The 15415-nt window shown below is 70.5% G+C and carries 9 protein-coding genes; 8 read left to right on the forward strand and 1 reads right to left on the reverse strand.

What is annotated here, in order from left to right; translation table 11 throughout:
* The first annotated feature begins 428 nt into the window (after nucleotides 1-428).
* From ACWGIU_RS10265 to ACWGIU_RS10285, 5 genes are all read left to right on the forward strand, one after another.
* On the forward strand, nucleotides 429-2423 hold the full coding sequence (locus tag ACWGIU_RS10265) for a maltotransferase domain-containing protein (protein WP_453704250.1): 1995 nt from the start codon (nucleotides 429-431) through the stop codon (nucleotides 2421-2423).
* The gene (gene treS / locus ACWGIU_RS10270) at nucleotides 2420-4138 is read left to right on the forward strand and encodes a maltose alpha-D-glucosyltransferase (protein ID WP_453704252.1); all 1719 of its coding nucleotides are present in this window, start codon (nucleotides 2420-2422) and stop codon (nucleotides 4136-4138) included. The genes ACWGIU_RS10265 and treS overlap by 4 nt, the downstream gene beginning before the upstream one ends.
* A gap of 155 nt (nucleotides 4139-4293) precedes the next feature.
* A complete protein-coding gene (locus ACWGIU_RS10275) occupies nucleotides 4294-5739 on the forward strand; it encodes a maltokinase N-terminal cap-like domain-containing protein (protein ID WP_453704254.1) in 1446 nt (481 codons plus the stop codon).
* Nucleotides 5736-8030 carry a 1,4-alpha-glucan branching enzyme gene (glgB, locus tag ACWGIU_RS10280; RefSeq protein WP_453704256.1) on the forward strand — a complete coding sequence of 765 codons (2295 nt, stop codon included), beginning with the start codon at nucleotides 5736-5738 and terminating at the stop codon, nucleotides 8028-8030. Before ACWGIU_RS10275 ends, glgB begins: the two co-directional genes overlap by 4 nt.
* Nucleotides 8031-8438: 408 nt before the next feature.
* Nucleotides 8439-9062: a helix-turn-helix domain-containing protein gene (locus ACWGIU_RS10285; protein WP_453704265.1), complete on the forward strand. Its 624-nt coding sequence runs from the start codon at nucleotides 8439-8441 to the stop codon at nucleotides 9060-9062.
* A gap of 140 nt (nucleotides 9063-9202) precedes the next feature.
* On the opposite strand, the gene ACWGIU_RS10290 is transcribed toward ACWGIU_RS10285, so the two are convergent.
* Nucleotides 9203-10228, reverse strand: coding sequence for an ATP-dependent 6-phosphofructokinase (locus ACWGIU_RS10290; RefSeq protein ID WP_453704258.1), 1026 nt, complete (start codon nucleotides 10226-10228; stop codon nucleotides 9203-9205).
* A gap of 225 nt (nucleotides 10229-10453) precedes the next feature.
* Between ACWGIU_RS10290 and pta the strand changes: the two genes are divergently transcribed.
* The 3 genes from pta (at nucleotide 10454) to pyk (ending at nucleotide 15360) form a co-directional block, all read left to right on the forward strand.
* The gene (pta, locus tag ACWGIU_RS10295) at nucleotides 10454-12604 is read left to right on the forward strand and encodes a phosphate acetyltransferase (protein WP_453704259.1); all 2151 of its coding nucleotides are present in this window, start codon (nucleotides 10454-10456) and stop codon (nucleotides 12602-12604) included.
* A gap of 52 nt (nucleotides 12605-12656) precedes the next feature.
* A complete protein-coding gene (locus ACWGIU_RS10300; protein WP_453704261.1) occupies nucleotides 12657-13871 on the forward strand; it encodes an acetate kinase in 1215 nt (404 codons plus the stop codon).
* A gap of 61 nt (nucleotides 13872-13932) precedes the next feature.
* Nucleotides 13933-15360 (forward strand): pyruvate kinase, encoded by a 1428-nt coding sequence (gene pyk, locus ACWGIU_RS10305; RefSeq protein ID WP_453704263.1) that lies wholly within the window; start codon nucleotides 13933-13935, stop codon nucleotides 15358-15360.
* Nucleotides 15361-15415 lie beyond the last annotated feature (55 nt).

The following is a 15415-nucleotide window of genomic DNA, read 5'->3' on the forward strand; positions in this document are numbered from 1 at the left end:
GACCGGTCCTCCGGAAGGGGCGCGCGAGGCCCGTGGGACGGGTGGTTCGCGCTTCGTTCGCGCCCGGGCTCCGCGCCGCGTGCGCCCGTACGTCACCTAGTCCCGGCCGACTTGACGGAGCCCCGGCGGATGTCGAGCCGGTGCTTGGTATCGCCCGTTCCACTACGTACGAGTAGTTAACCGAACACCCGGATTGGGCGGGGTGATAGTGGGAAGGGCTCCCCGGGTACACGCGTACACGCACGGCACCTCCGCCCACAAACCCTCTCCCCGCCACCCGAGTGAACGCGGACAGGAGCGGCCATGCCCGCAGCCCAGCCGTCCACGGAGCGGCTAGAAACAGAGCGAACAGAGCGTGCACTACCAGCCGTGATTCCGGCTGGCCTGTTGTCACCGAGCCCTGCGAACTGCCCCCAGGTGATCCCATCATGATCGGTCGCATTCCCGTGCTGGACATCCGCCCCTCCGTCGACTGCGGCGCCAGACCCGCAAAGGCGGTCGTGGACGAGGTTTTCGAGATCTCCGCCACCGTGTTCCGCGAAGGACACGACGCCGTCGCCGCCCACCTCGTCCTGCGTGATCCGGGCGGGCGGCTGCGACCCCCCGTGCCGCTGCGTGAACTCGCCCCCGGCACCGACCGGTGGGGGGCCAAGGTCTCCGTCGAGGCCGAAGGGAGGTGGACGTACACCGTCGAGGCGTGGAGCGATCCGGTGGCCACCTGGCGAGCCCATGCCGCGATCAAGATCCCCGCCGGGATCGACACCGGCCTCATGCTGCTGGAGGGCGCGGAGCTCTACGAGCGGGCCGGGGCCCGGATCCCCAAGCGCGACGGGCGCGAGGCCGTCCTGGCCGCCGCCGGGACCATGCGCGACGAGGACCTGCCCGCCGCCGAACGCTACGAGGCCGCCCTCGATCCGGCCGTGGACGCCGCGTTCGCCAGGCGCCCGTACCGGGAGCTGGTCACCGCCTCCAAGCCCCTGCCGCTCCTGGTGGAGCGCAAACGGGCCCTCTTCAGCTCCTGGTACGAGATGTTCCCGCGCTCCGAGGGAGCGGTGCTGGAGCCCGGTGAGGCCCCGGTCAGCGGAACCTTCCGGACCGCCGCCGAGCGGCTGCCCGCGATCGCCGCGATGGGCTTCGACGTGGTCTACCTGCCGCCCATCCACCCGATCGGGTCCACCTACCGCAAGGGTCCGAACAACACTCTTTCTGCTGGAAGTTGGGACCCGGGTGTGCCGTGGGCCATCGGTTCCACCGAGGGCGGCCACGATGCGGTCCACCCGGAGCTCGGCACCATCGAGGACTTCGGCGCCTTCGTCGGGCGCGCCCGCGAGCTGGGCATGGAGATCGCGCTGGACTTCGCCCTGCAGTGCTCCCCCGACCACCCGTGGGTGGAGAAGCACCCGGAGTGGTTCCGCCACCGGGCCGACGGGACGATCGCGTACGCCGAGAACCCGCCGAAGAAGTACCAGGACATCTACCCGATCCACTTCGACACCGACATGGCCGGCATCGTCGCGGAGACGTGCCGGATCCTGCGGCACTGGATGGACCACGGCGTCCGTATCTTCCGGGTCGACAATCCGCACACCAAGCCGGTCGTCTTCTGGCAGAAGGTGATCGGGGACATCAACAAGTCGGACCCAGACGTGATCTTCCTGGCGGAGGCGTTCACCCGGCCCGCGATGATGCGGGCGCTGGCCTCCGTCGGCTTCCAGCAGTCGTACACCTACTTCACCTGGCGCAACACCAAGGCCGAGCTGACCGAGTACCTGACCGAGCTGGCGGACACCCCGTCCGCCTCGGTCATGCGGCCGAACTTCTTCGTCAACACCCCGGACATCCTGCACGAGTACCTGCAGCACGGGGGCCGTCCGGCCTTCGAGGTCCGGGCGGTCCTGGCCGCCACCCTCTCCCCGGCCTGGGGGGTCTACGCGGGCTACGAGCTCTGCGAGAACACCCCGGTGCGCGAGGGCAGCGAGGAGTACCTGCACTCCGAGAAGTACGAGTTCCGGCCGCGCGACTGGGCCGCCGCCGACCGCACCGGCGACACCATCGCCCCGCTGATCACCTCACTGAACCGGCTGCGCCGCCGCAACCCCGCGCTCCAGCAGCTCCGCGACATCCACTTCCACTCGACCGACAACGAACAGGTGATCGCCTATTCGAAGCACGCCGGAGGCAATTCCGTACTGGTGGTCGTCAACCTCGATCCGCACCACACCCAGGAGGCGACGGTGTCGTTGGACATGCCGGTACTCGGCCTCGACTGGCACGGGTCCCTCGCGGTGCGCGACGAGCTCACCGGCGAGACCTATCACTGGGGCAGGGCGAACTACGTGCGCCTAGAGCCGGGCCGTACGCCCGCGCACGTACTGGCCGCTCTGCGACCGTCCCCGCCCACCGGAGGGTCACCCACCACATGATGATCAACGATCCCGTCCACGACACCTTCGAGGACACCCCCGCCAAGGACCGCGATCCCGACTGGTTCAAGCGGGCTGTCTTCTACGAGGTCCTCGTCCGCTCCTTCCACGACAGCAACGGCGACGGCGTCGGGGACCTCAAGGGGCTCACCAGCAAACTGGACTACCTCCAGTGGCTCGGTGTCGACTGCCTGTGGCTGCCGCCGTTCTTCGCCTCACCCCTGCGCGACGGGGGCTACGACGTCGCCGACTACACCTCCGTGCTCCCCGAGTTCGGCGACCTCGCCGACTTCGTGGAGTTCGTGGACGCCGCGCACACCCGCGGCATGCGGGTGATCATCGACTTCGTCATGAACCACACCAGCGATCAGCACGAGTGGTTCCAGCAGTCGCGCAAGGACCCGGACGGCCCGTACGGCGACTACTACATGTGGGCCGACAACGACAAGCAGTACCAGGACGCCCGCATCATCTTCGTCGACACCGAGACCTCCAACTGGACGTACGACCCCGTACGCAAGCAGTACTACTGGCACAGATTCTTCTCCCACCAGCCGGACCTCAACTACGAGAACCCGGCCGTGGTGGAGGAGATCGTCTCCGCGCTGCGCTTCTGGCTCGACCTCGGCATCGACGGTTTCCGTCTCGACGCCGTGCCCTACCTGTACGCCGAGGAGGGCACCAACTGCGAGAACCTGCCCCGCACCCACCAGCTCCTCAAGCGGGTCCGGGCCGAGATCGACACGCACTACCCGGACACCGTGCTGCTCGCCGAGGCCAACCAGTGGCCCGAGGACGTCGTCGACTACTTCGGCGACTACGAGAAGGGCGGGGACGAATGCCACATGGCCTTCCACTTCCCCGTCATGCCGCGCATCTTCATGGCCGTACGAAGAGAGTCCCGCTACCCGGTCTCCGAAATCCTGGCCAAGACCCCGGCGATCCCGGACCGCTGCCAGTGGGGCATCTTCCTGCGCAACCACGACGAGCTCACCCTCGAAATGGTCACGGACGAAGAGCGTGACTACATGTACGCCGAGTACGCCAAGGACCCGCGGATGCGGGCCAACATCGGCATCCGGCGCCGGCTCGCCCCGCTCCTGGACAACGACCGCAACCAGATGGAGCTGTTCACGGCCCTGCTGCTGTCGCTGCCCGGCTCACCGGTGCTCTACTACGGCGACGAGATCGGCATGGGCGACAACATCTGGCTGGGCGACCGCGACGGCGTCCGCACGCCGATGCAGTGGACTCCGGACCGCAACGCCGGTTTCTCCTCGTGCGATCCGGGCAGGCTGAACCTGCCGGTCATCATGGACCCGGTCCACGGGTACCAGGTCACCAATGTCGAGGCGGCCATGGCGTCGCCCTCCTCGCTGCTGCACTGGACCCGACGGCTGATCGAGATCCGCAAGGCGAACCCGGCCTTCGGACTCGGCTCGTACACCGAACTGCCGTCGTCGAACCCGGCGGTGCTCGCGTTCCTGCGCGAGTACGGGGACGACCTGGTGCTGTGCGTGCACAACTTCTCGCGCTTCGCGCAGCCCACCGAGCTCGATCTGCGGTCGTTCAACGGACGGGTCCCGGTGGAGCTCACGGGTGATGTGCGCTTCCCGCCGATCGGCGAGTGGCCGTACCTGCTGACCCTGGCGGGCCACGGCTTCTACTGGTTCCGGCTGCGGACCGAACTGCGCGTCGACAAACGCGCGGAGTAGCGGCCCGAGGACGGGGCGGGCAGCGCGAATGGGTCAATCGCCCGCCCCTGTACGGACCATCCTGACCCGACACTCGCACTTGCCGGAGAAGCAACTGCCGCGCATCCGGGACACTCTGCGCATTCTGTGACGGCCCGGGGAAAGGACGCGACGCCATGTCGGAGGCTGCATCCGCCCGGAGCCGGCTGACGGCCGACCGGGCCGCCGGGATCGCTCCACTGGAGCCGATGCTGAGGGCATGGCTGCCCGCACAGCGCTGGTTCGCGGGCAAGGGCCGCACCATCAGCAGGCTCAGGACCGTCTCGGCGGCCGAGCTGCTGCCGCCGGGATCCACCCCCGGACTGCTGCACCTGCTCCTCGATGTCGACGGGGACTGCTACCAACTGCTGCTGGGCATCCGCCCCTCCCTGCCGCCCGCCCTCGCGCCCACCCTGATCGGCCATGCCGAGGACGGTCCGTACGCGGGCCGGGCGGTCTACGAGGCGCTGGGCGATCCCCGGCTCGCGGCCATGCTGCTGGAACGGCTGCGCTCCCCCGGGGTACTCGGCCCGCTGCGCTTCGACCGGGACCCGGCCACGCCGATCCCGGCGGGGCTCACCCCCCGGCCGATCTCCGGGGAGCAGACGAACTCCTCTCTCATCTACGGAGATTCGTTCATCCTGAAGGTGTTCCGCCGGGTCGGCCCCGGCGTCAACCCGGACCTGGAGCTGCCCAGGGCACTGGCCGCCGCCGGCTGCACCCGGGTCCCGGCCCCCGTCGCCTGGTACGAGGCCGAGCCGCCCGGGAGCGAACCGCTGACCCTGGGTGTGCTCCAGCCGTACCTGCGCGGCTCCGACGACGGCTGGCAGCTCGCTCTGCGCCGGCTCGCCGCCGGGGCCGACTTCAGCCCCGAGGCGCACGCGCTCGGCCGGGCCACCGCCGAGGTGCACAGTGCGCTGGCCTCGGCGCTGCCCACCGTCGCGCTCGGCCCGGAGCAGACCGCCCGGCTCGCGGCGGGGATGACGGCCCGGCTGGCCGCCACCGCCCGGGAGGTGGCGGCGCTGCGGCCCTACGAGGCGGGGCTGCGGGGCGCCTTCGACGCGCTGGCCGCCTCCCGGGGGGCGGGGGTGCCCGCCCAGCGGATCCACGGGGACCTCCATCTGGGTCAGACCCTGCGCACCCTCGACGGCAGCTGGTCGTTGATCGACTTCGAGGGCGAGCCGGCCCGGCCGCTGGCCGACCGGCGCCGTCCCGAACCGGCGGTGCGCGACATCGCCGGAATACTGCGTTCCTTCGACTACGCCGCCCGCTCGCACCGGCCGTTCGCTCCCGCTTGGGCGGACGACTGCCGGGCCGCCTTCTGCGAGGGCTACGCCCGCACCACCGGCCGGGACCCCCGCGAGGACCCCGTGCTGCTGCGCGCGTACGAGACCGACAAGGCGGTGTACGAGGCCCGTTACGAGTCCCGGCACCGCCCCGACTGGCTGCACGTCCCGATGGCCGCGATCCGGCGGCTGTCGGAGCCCGGACGACCCGCCCACCGCGTACCGCCGACCCCGTCCGCCCCTGGATCCATCTCCCCGCACCCCCGCCCCAAGCCCCCGAGGAGGCCGCTCGCGTGAGCGCCGCACGACAGCCGTCACCGACCGTCCGCGACGAAGACGCACCCGCGCCGGGGGCGGTGAAGAAGGCCCGCGCTCCCCGGGCCCGCCGCGCCACCCCTGCCCGCGGTGTCCGGCCGGCGCCCGCACTCGGCGCCGACGAACGGGCCCGGCTGCTGGAGGGCCGCCACCACGATCCGCACGCGCTGCTGGGGGCCCGTGCCCAGCGGGGCGGGGTGACCTTCCGGGTGCTGCGCCCGTACGCCACGGCGGTCACCGTCGTCGCCAAGGGACTGCGGGCCGAGCTCCTCGACGAGGGGGACGGGCTGTTCTCGGGGCTGCTGCCGCTGGCCGAGGTGCCGGAGTACCGGCTGCTGGTCACCTACGACGGGGACGAGCTGGAAATCCACGACCCGTACCGGTTCCTGCCCGCCCTCGGCGAGCTGGACCTGCACCTGATCGGTGAGGGCCGCCACGAGGAGCTGTGGACGGCGCTGGGTGCCCAGCCGATGGAGCACCAGGGCGTGGCCGGGACCCGGTTCACGGTGTGGGCGCCGAACGCCCAGGGGGTCCGGGTCTCCGGGGACTTCTCGTACTGGGACTCCGTCGCCTACCCGATGCGCTCGCTCGGCTCCACGGGCGTGTGGGAACTGTTCCTGCCCGGGGTGGGCACCGGCACCCTCTACAAGTACGACATCACCCGCCCGGACGGCAGCCACACCCTGCGCGCCGACCCGATGGCCCGCGCCGCCGAGGTCCCTCCGGCGAACGCCTCGGTGGTCACCGCCTCGCAGTACGAGTGGCAGGACGCGGCATGGATGGCCGAGCGCGGCGCCCGGCCCCCGCACGAGGCCCCCTTGTCGGTGTACGAGGTGCACCTGGGGTCCTGGCGGCCCGGGCTCTCCTACCGGCAGCTCGCCGAGCAGCTCCCCGCCTACGTCAAGGAGCTGGGCTTCACGCACGTGGAGCTGATGCCGATCGCCGAGCATCCGTTCGGTGGTTCGTGGGGCTACCAGGTCACCGGTTTCTACGCGCCGACCTCGCGGATGGGCACCCCGGACGACTTCCGCTTCCTCGTGGACGCGCTGCACCGGGCCGGGATCGGGGTGATCGTCGACTGGGTGCCCGCGCACTTCCCGCGCGACGACTGGGCCCTCGCGGAATTCGACGGGCGGCCGCTGTACGAGCACCATGACCCGCGGCGGGCCGCGCACCCGGACTGGGGGACGCTGGAGTTCGACTACGGCCGCAAGGAGGTCCGCAACTTCCTCGTCGCCAACGCCGTGTACTGGTGCGAGGAGTTCCACGTGGACGGCCTGCGCGTGGACGCGGTGGCCTCGATGCTCTACCTCGACTACTCGCGCGGGGAGGGCGAGTGGGCGCCCAACGAGCACGGCGGGCGGGAGAACCTGGACGCGGTTTCGTTCCTCCAGGAGATGAACGCGACCGTGTACCGGCGCTGCCCGGGGGTGGTGACCGTCGCGGAGGAGTCCACCGCGTGGACGGGCGTGACCCGGCCGACGGACTCGGGCGGGCTCGGCTTCGGGCTGAAGTGGAACATGGGCTGGATGCACGACACCCTGCGCTACATGTCGAAGGAGCCGGTGCACCGCAAGTACCACCACAACGACATGACCTTCGGGATGATCTACGCCTTCAGTGAGAACTACGTGCTGCCGATCTCGCACGACGAGGTGGTGCACGGCAAGGGTTCGCTGGTGTCGCGGATGCCCGGGGAGGACTGGTGGCAGCGGCGGGCCGCGCACCGGGCGTACCTGGGCTTCATGTGGGCCCACCCGGGCAAGCAGCTGCTCTTCATGGGGCAGGAGTTCGCCCAGGGGTCGGAATGGTCGGAGGCGCACGGGCCGGACTGGTGGCTGCTGGACTCCTCCTACTCGGCGGCCGGTGACCACCGCGGCGTACGGGACCTCGTGCGCGACCTCAACCACACGTACACGGCGGCGCCCGCCCTGTGGGAGCGGGACACCGTGCCGGAGGGATTCGCCTGGGTGGAGGCGGACGCGGCGGACGACAACGTCTTCGCGTTCCTGCGGTACGCGCAGGACGGCTCGCAGCTGCTGGCGGTGTCGAACTTCTCGCCCGTGGTCCGGCACGGCTACCGGATCGGGGTGCCCGAGGAGGTGCCGCTGTGGCGGGAGGTGCTCAACACCGACCTGGAGGTCTACGGCGGCAGCGGCATCCACCACACGCAGCCGCTGCGGCCGGAGCCGGTGCCGGCGCAGGGCCGCCCGGTGAGCCTGCGCATGACCCTCCCGCCCCTCGCGACGGTCTGGTTCCGGCCCCAGGGCTGACGCCGGGGGCCCGGCGGCGGGGCTCAGGCCTGGCGAGCTGCTCCTCCGGCAGAAAACGGAGGGAGGGAGGGGCAGGGCCCTCGCCACCCCCGTGGGCGAGGGCCCCGGACAGGATCACGCAGGAAATGGCCGCCCGGTTCACATTGTGCGAAGAGTGTGAGGGGTATTGCATCGGCGGGCGCTGGCTGGAACCGTACGCAGGGAAAGGATCTTCGGGCTCACCGATTACCGGACAGTCGCCCGGAAACCCGCCGAAAGGCCTTAACTTCATAGGACGTTCCTACGAGGTATGGGCTTGTTTGTTTGGTCTGTAGGCGCCACAGCCTGGCCACTTCTACGGTGTGCGGTGTGCACTCCAGCCCACCTTTCAATGCCCCCGCCGCGCGTCGTCTGCGCGCGGCCCTGGGCATGGCTCCCGGACATGTCGCCTACGGCCTGCGCGCCCAGTACGGACTCGTCGTCGCGCCCGAGACCGTGATGGCCTGGGAGCGTGGCGAGATATCACCTTCCTCCGCCGAGCTCACGGCGCTCGCGGGCGTGCTGTGGTGTGCGCCCGGCGAACTCCTCGCCGAGCCGGTCACCCTGCGGGAGCACCGCGTCGCCCGGGGGCTCGCGGCGGACGACCTGGCCCGGCGGATCGGGTTGGAGACGAGCTCGTACCAGAAGATGGAGGACACCGGACGCTGGAGGGGCAACGAACGGCAGTCCGCCGCCCTGGCCACCGTGCTGAGTCTGACACTGGCTCAGTTCGTGACGGCGACCGGCAAGCACGAGGAGCTCGCCGAGCTGCTGCGCAGTGCGGTGACCACCCGCTGGCAGGCGTACGTGAAGCCGCTGGGCAAGCTGCTGCCGATCCCCAAGCACCATCTGGAGTCGGTGCTGGAGCGGCTGCACGGCGACTACCAGTCGCGGATGGTGGCGACGCTCAGCTGGGGCGGCGGCCAGGGCGAGGCCGGCAGCGGGGACGCGGGCCGGGAGTTCCTCGCCGAGATCGTGGACCGGTTCTGGCACCTCGCGGGCGGTGCGGCGTAGGGCGACGGCACCGGGCGGACCCTCACCACCGGCATCGGCGAACGGCCCCGGACCTCACGCGTTCGCGCCGGGTCCGGGTCCGGGGCCGTTCGGCCGGGGACCCGGGGAAGGCGGACCGCAGGTCTCGGACCGGGCCGGGGTCAGAAGACCGATTCGGCCTCGTACATGCGCTCCTCGGGGACGGTCTTCAGTGCGGTGACCGCGTCGGCGAGCGGGGTCATCACGATGTCGGTGCCGCGCAGCGCGGTCATCTTGCCGAATTCGCCGCGGTGGACGGCCTCGACGGCGTGCCAGCCGAAGCGGGTCGCGAGTACCCGGTCGTAGGCGGTGGGGGTGCCGCCGCGCTGGACGTGACCGAGGATGACCGGGCGCGCCTCCTTGCCGAGGCGGTGCTCCAGTTCGATCGCGAGGCGGTTGCCGATGCCGGCGAAGCGCTCGTGACCGTACTGGTCGATCGCGCCCTTCTCGTACGGCATGGAGCCCTCGGCCGGGTGCGCGCCCTCGGCGACGCAGATCACGGCGAACTTCTTACCGCGGGAGAATCGTTCTTCCACCATCTTCACCAGGGCGTCCACCTCGAAAAGACGTTCGGGCAGGCAGATCCCGTGCGCGCCGCCGGCCATGCCGGACTCCAGGGCGATCCAGCCGGCGTGGCGGCCCATGACCTCGACGACCATCACGCGCTGGTGCGATTCGGCGGTGGTCTTCAGGCGGTCGATCGCCTCGGTGGCGACCATGACGGCGGTGTCGAAGCCGAAAGTGCGGTCGGTGGAGGAGATGTCGTTGTCGATGGTCTTCGGTACGCCGACGACCGGCACCCCGGCGTCCGACAGCATCCGGGAGGCGGTCAGGGTGCCCTCGCCGCCGATCGGGATGAGGGCGTCGATGCCGTAGCGCGTCGCGAGCTCCTGGGCGTTCTCGGCGGCCTCATGGAGACGGGCGCGTTCCATGCGCGCCGAACCGAGGATCGTGCCGCCGCGGGCGAGGATGCCACTGACGGCATTGATGTCGAGGGGGCGGAAGTGGCCGTCGAGGAGGCCCTTGAAGCCATCCTCGAAACCGATGACCTCATCTCCGTGCCCGACCAGGGCGCGGTGTACGACCGACCGGATGACAGCGTTGAGGCCCGGACAGTCGCCGCCTGCGGTGAGAACTCCGATACGCATCGTGCTGTGTCTCCTGCCGTCCATATGGAAGGGCGTAATGGTGAAGCCTGTCCGATTGTTCCACGGGCCCGGGGCGTCGCACATTTTCGGCGGCTCCGCCCCCGAGGCCTTTCGGCCGTCCCGGCCAGGCCTTTTTCCGGGGGGCGTCCTATCCATAGACAGAGGTATTGTCAAGGGGTCGAGCCACACCAAAATGACATTCGCGACATGGGACGGAGAGCGGGCGTGACGCGCAGCGTGTACGTGACCGGCATCGAGCGGGGGGACGGCCGACAGGTCGTCGAACTGGGAATCATGGAGCTGCTGACCCGGCAGACGGGCCGGGTGGGCGTCTACCGTCCACTGCTGCACGACGCACCGGACCGGCTCTTCGACCTCCTCAAGGCCCGCTACCGGATCGACCAGGACGCGGCGGCGGCCTACGCCATGTCCTACCAGGAGGCCTCGGCGATCCTGGCCGAGAAGGGCACCGACGAGCTGGTCTCGCGGCTGGTCGACCACTATCACCGGGTGGCCCGCGACTACGAGGTCATGCTCGTCCTCGGCACCGACTACGCGGAGACCAACCTTCCCGACGAGCTCGCGCTCAACGCCCGCCTCGCCAACGAGCTGGGCGCGGTCGTCGTCCCCGTGGTGGGCGGCACCAGGCACCGGGCCGAGGACGTGCGCGCCGAGGCCCGCAACGCCTACCGCGCCTACGAGACCCTGGGCTGCCACGTCGTCGCGATGGTCGTGAACCGGGTGGCCGCGGAGGACCGCGACCTCATAGCCGAGCGGCTGGCCGCCCGGCTCCCCGTGCCCTGCTACGTACTGCCGGACGACAAGTCGCTCTCCGCCCCGACCGTCGCCCAGATCACCCGGGCGCTCGGCGGCGAGGTTCTCCTCGGCGACGAGGCCGGGCTGGCCCGCGACGCCCTGGACTTCGTCTTCGGCGGCGCCATGCTGCCGAACTTCCTGAACGCCCTGACCCCCGGCTGCCTGGTCGTCACCCCGGGGGACCGCTCCGACCTGGTCATCGGCGCGCTGGCCGCGCACGCCTCCGGCACCCCGGCGATCGCCGGCGTCCTGCTGACCCTGAACGAGCGTCCGGGCAAGGACATCCTCGCGCTGGCCTCGAAGCTGGCGCCGGGCACGCCCGTGGTGTCGGTGGCCGGCAACAGCTTCCCGACCGCCACCGAACTCTTCTCGCTGCAGAGCCGGTTGAACTCCGCGACCCCGCGCAAGCTGGAGACCGCGCTCGGCCTGTTCGAGCGGCACGTGGACACCGGCGAGCTGCGCGGTCTGCTGTCGGTGGCCCGCTCGGAGCGCGTCACCCCGATGATGTTCGAGCACGAGCTGCTGGAGCGGGCCCGCTCGGATCGCCGGCGCGTCGTACTGCCCGAGGGCGCCGAAGAGCGCGTGCTGCGCGCCGCGGACGTGGTGCTGCGCCGGGGGGTCTGCGACCTGACCCTGCTGGGCGACGAGCAGGCGATCCTGAAGAAGGCCGCCGACCTGGGCGTCGACATCTCGGGCGCGCAGCTCATCGACCCGGCGACCTCCCCGCTACGGGAAGGTTTCTCCGAGTACTACGCCCAGGTCCGCGCCCACAAGGGGATGACCGTCGAGCTGGCGTGCGACGTGGTCACGGACGTCAACTACTTCGGCACCCTGATGGTCCAGCGGGGCCTGGCCGACGGCATGGTCTCCGGCTCGGTGCACTCCACCGCGGCGACCATCCGCCCGGCCTTCGAGATCATCAAGACGAACACAGCCGCGCAGAGCGCGTCGAGCAGGGTGGTGGCGGGCGACGGGAGGGCCAAGCCGGAGGCGTCGATCGTCTCCTCGGTCTTCTTCATGTGCCTGGCCGACCGGGTCCTCGTCTACGGCGACTGCGCGGTCAACCCGGATCCGAACGCCGAGCAGCTCGCCGACATCGCCGTCCAGTCGGCCACCACCGCGGCCGCCTTCGGCGTCGAGCCGCGGATCGCGATGCTCTCGTACTCGACCGGCACCTCCGGCAGCGGCGCGGACGTCGACAAGGTCCGCAAGGCCACCGAGCTCGTCCGCGAGCAGCGCCCGGACCTGCAGATCGAGGGGCCGATCCAGTACGACGCGGCCGTGGAGCCCTCGGTCGCGGCGACCAAGCTGCCCGGGTCCCAGGTGGCCGGACGCGCGACGGTGCTGATCTTCCCCGACCTCAACACCGGCAACAACACGTACAAGGCCGTGCAGCGTTCTGCGGGCGCGGTGGCGGTCGGCCCGGTCCTCCAGGGTCTGCGCAAGCCGGTCAACGACCTCTCGCGCGGTGCGCTCGTCCAGGACATCGTCACCACCGTGGCCATCACCGCGATCCAGGCGCAGGGCTCGCCCGGCCCCGCACCGACGCCCACCGCCTGACCCGCCCCGCCCCTCTCCTCCCCACCGTCCGCGACCAGGAAAGACCCTCATCGTGACCGCATCGCGCGTACTCGTCCTCAACTCCGGCTCCTCGTCGGTCAAGTACCAGCTCCTCGACATGGCGGACGGGTCCCGGCTCGCCGCCGGCCTGGTGGAGCGCATCGGCGAGGAGACCTCCCGGCTGGTGCACGAGCCGCTCGCCGGTCCGGGCGCGGCCGGTGGCAAGCGCGAGCAGGTCGGCCCGATCGCGGACCACGGGGCCGCGCTGAAGGCCGTGGCCGCGGAGCTCGCCGCGGACGGGATGGGCCTGGACTCGCCCGAACTGGCGGCGGTCGGGCACCGGGTGGTGCACGGCGGGACGCGCTTCACCCGGCCGACGGTGATCGACGACGAGGTGCTGGCGGAGATCCGGAGCCTGATCCCGCTGGCCCCGCTGCACAATCCGGCGAACGTGACGGGCATCGAGGTGGCGCGCTCGCTGCGCGCGGACGTTCCGCAGGTCGCCGTCTTCGACACGGCCTTCCACTCGACGATGCCGGAGCACGTGGCGCGGTACGCGATCGACGCCGCGACCGCCGACGCGTACTCCATCCGGCGGTACGGCTTCCACGGCACCTCCCACGCCTACGTCTCGCGGGCGACGGCCCGGCTGCTCGGCAAGCCGGTGGAGGACGTGAACGTGATCGTGCTGCACCTGGGCAACGGAGCCTCCGCCTCGGCCGTGCGGGGCGGGGTCTGCGTGGAGACGTCCATGGGCCTGACCCCGCTGGAGGGGCTGGTCATGGGGACCCGTTCGGGCGATGTCGATCCGGCGGTCGTCTTCCACCTGGCGCGGGTGGGCGGCTTCTCGGTGGATGAGATCGATTCGCTCCTGAACAAGAAGAGCGGTCTGCTGGGCATGTGCGGCGACAACGACATGCGCGAGGTGCTGCGGCGCGCGGGCGAGGGCGACGAGGCGGCGAGCCTCGCCTTCGCCACGTACGTCCACCGGCTGAAGAAGTACATCGGGGCCTATGCGGCGGTGCTCGGGCGGGTGGACGCGGTGACTTTCACGGCCGGGGTCGGCGAGAACGCCCACCAGGTCCGCGAGGCCGCGATCGACGGCCTGACCGCGCTGGGCCTGGCACTGGATCCGGAGGCCAACGCCGTGCGCTCCGCCGAACCCCGGCTGATCTCGGCGGAGCACGCCCGGGTGGCGGTGGCGGTGGTCCCGACGGATGAGGAACTGGAGATCGCCACCCAGGCGTATGCGCTGGTTACCCACTAGTCACTTGGACTTTCCGCCAGACGGAATATTCCGCTACGAAACAAACCGATAGGATCCAGTCATGCGCCGTTCCAAAATTGTCTGCACGCTGGGCCCCGCCGTCGACTCGTATGAGCAGCTGAAAGCGCTCATCGAGGCAGGTATGAACGTGGCCCGATTCAACTTCAGCCACGGGTCCCAGGCAGAACACCAGGAGCGGTACGACCGCGTCCGGCAGGTCTCCGAGGACACCGGGCGCGCGGTCGGCGTCCTCGCCGACCTCCAGGGCCCGAAGATCCGTCTGGAGACCTTCGCCGAGGGTCCCGTCGAGCTGGTGCGCGGTGACGAGTTCACCATCACCACCGAGGACGTCCCGGGTGACAAGTCCATCTGCGGCACCACCTACAAGGGCCTCCCTGGCGATGTCGCCAAGGGCGACCAGATCCTGATCAACGACGGGAACGTCGAGCTCCGGGTGACCGAGATCGAGGGCCCCCGGGTCAGGACCATCGTCATCGAGGGCGGTGTCATCTCGGACCACAAGGGCATCAACCTGCCGGGTGCCGCCGTGAACGTCCCCGCCCTGTCGGAGAAGGACGTCGACGACCTCCGCTTCGCTCTGCGGATGGGCTGCGACATGGTCGCCCTGTCCTTCGTCCGCGACGCCAACGACGTCAAGGACGTCCACAAGGTGATGGACGAGGAGGGCCGCCGGGTCCCGGTCATCGCCAAGGTGGAGAAGCCGCAGGCCGTCGAGAACATGGCGGCCGTGGTCGACGCCTTCGACGCGGTCATGGTGGCCCGTGGTGACCTGGCCGTCGAGTACCCGCTCGAAAAGGTCCCGATGGTCCAGAAGCGGCTCATCGAGATGTGCCGCCGCAACGCCAAGCCGGTGATCGTAGCGACCCAGATGATGGAGTCGATGATCACCAACTCCCGCCCGACGCGCGCGGAGGCCTCCGACGTCGCCAACGCCATCCTCGACGGCGCGGACGCGGTCATGCTGTCGGCCGAGTCCTCGGTCGGCGCCTACCCGATCGAGACCGTCAAGACGATGTCGAAGATCGTCACGGCGGCCGAGGAGGAGCTCCTCTCCAAGGGTCTCCAGCCGCTGGTCCCGGGCAAGAAGCCCCGCACCCAGGGCGGCTCCGTCGCCCGCGCGGCGTGCGAGATCGCGGACTTCCTCGACGGCAAGGCGCTCATCGCCTTCACCCAGTCGGGCGACACGGCCCGCCGGCTCTCCCGCTACCGCGTGACCCAGCCGATCCTGGCCTTCACGACCGACACGAACACGCGCAACCAGCTCACGCTGAGCTGGGGCGTCGACTCGTACGTCGTGCCGCACGTGGACACCACCGACGCGATGGTCGACCTGGTGGACGGCGAGCTGCTCAAGCTGAACCGCTACAACCAGGGCGACACCATGGTCATCACCGCCGGCTCGCCCCCCGGTGTCCCCGGCACCACCAACATGGTCCGCGTCCACCACCTGGGCGACACCCAGGCCTGACGCACCACCTCTGCCGCACAGAGGCCGAGGGCGGTGCCCCGGATCCCTTTCAGGG

The organism is Streptomyces sp. NPDC054840 (genome assembly GCF_053611065.1).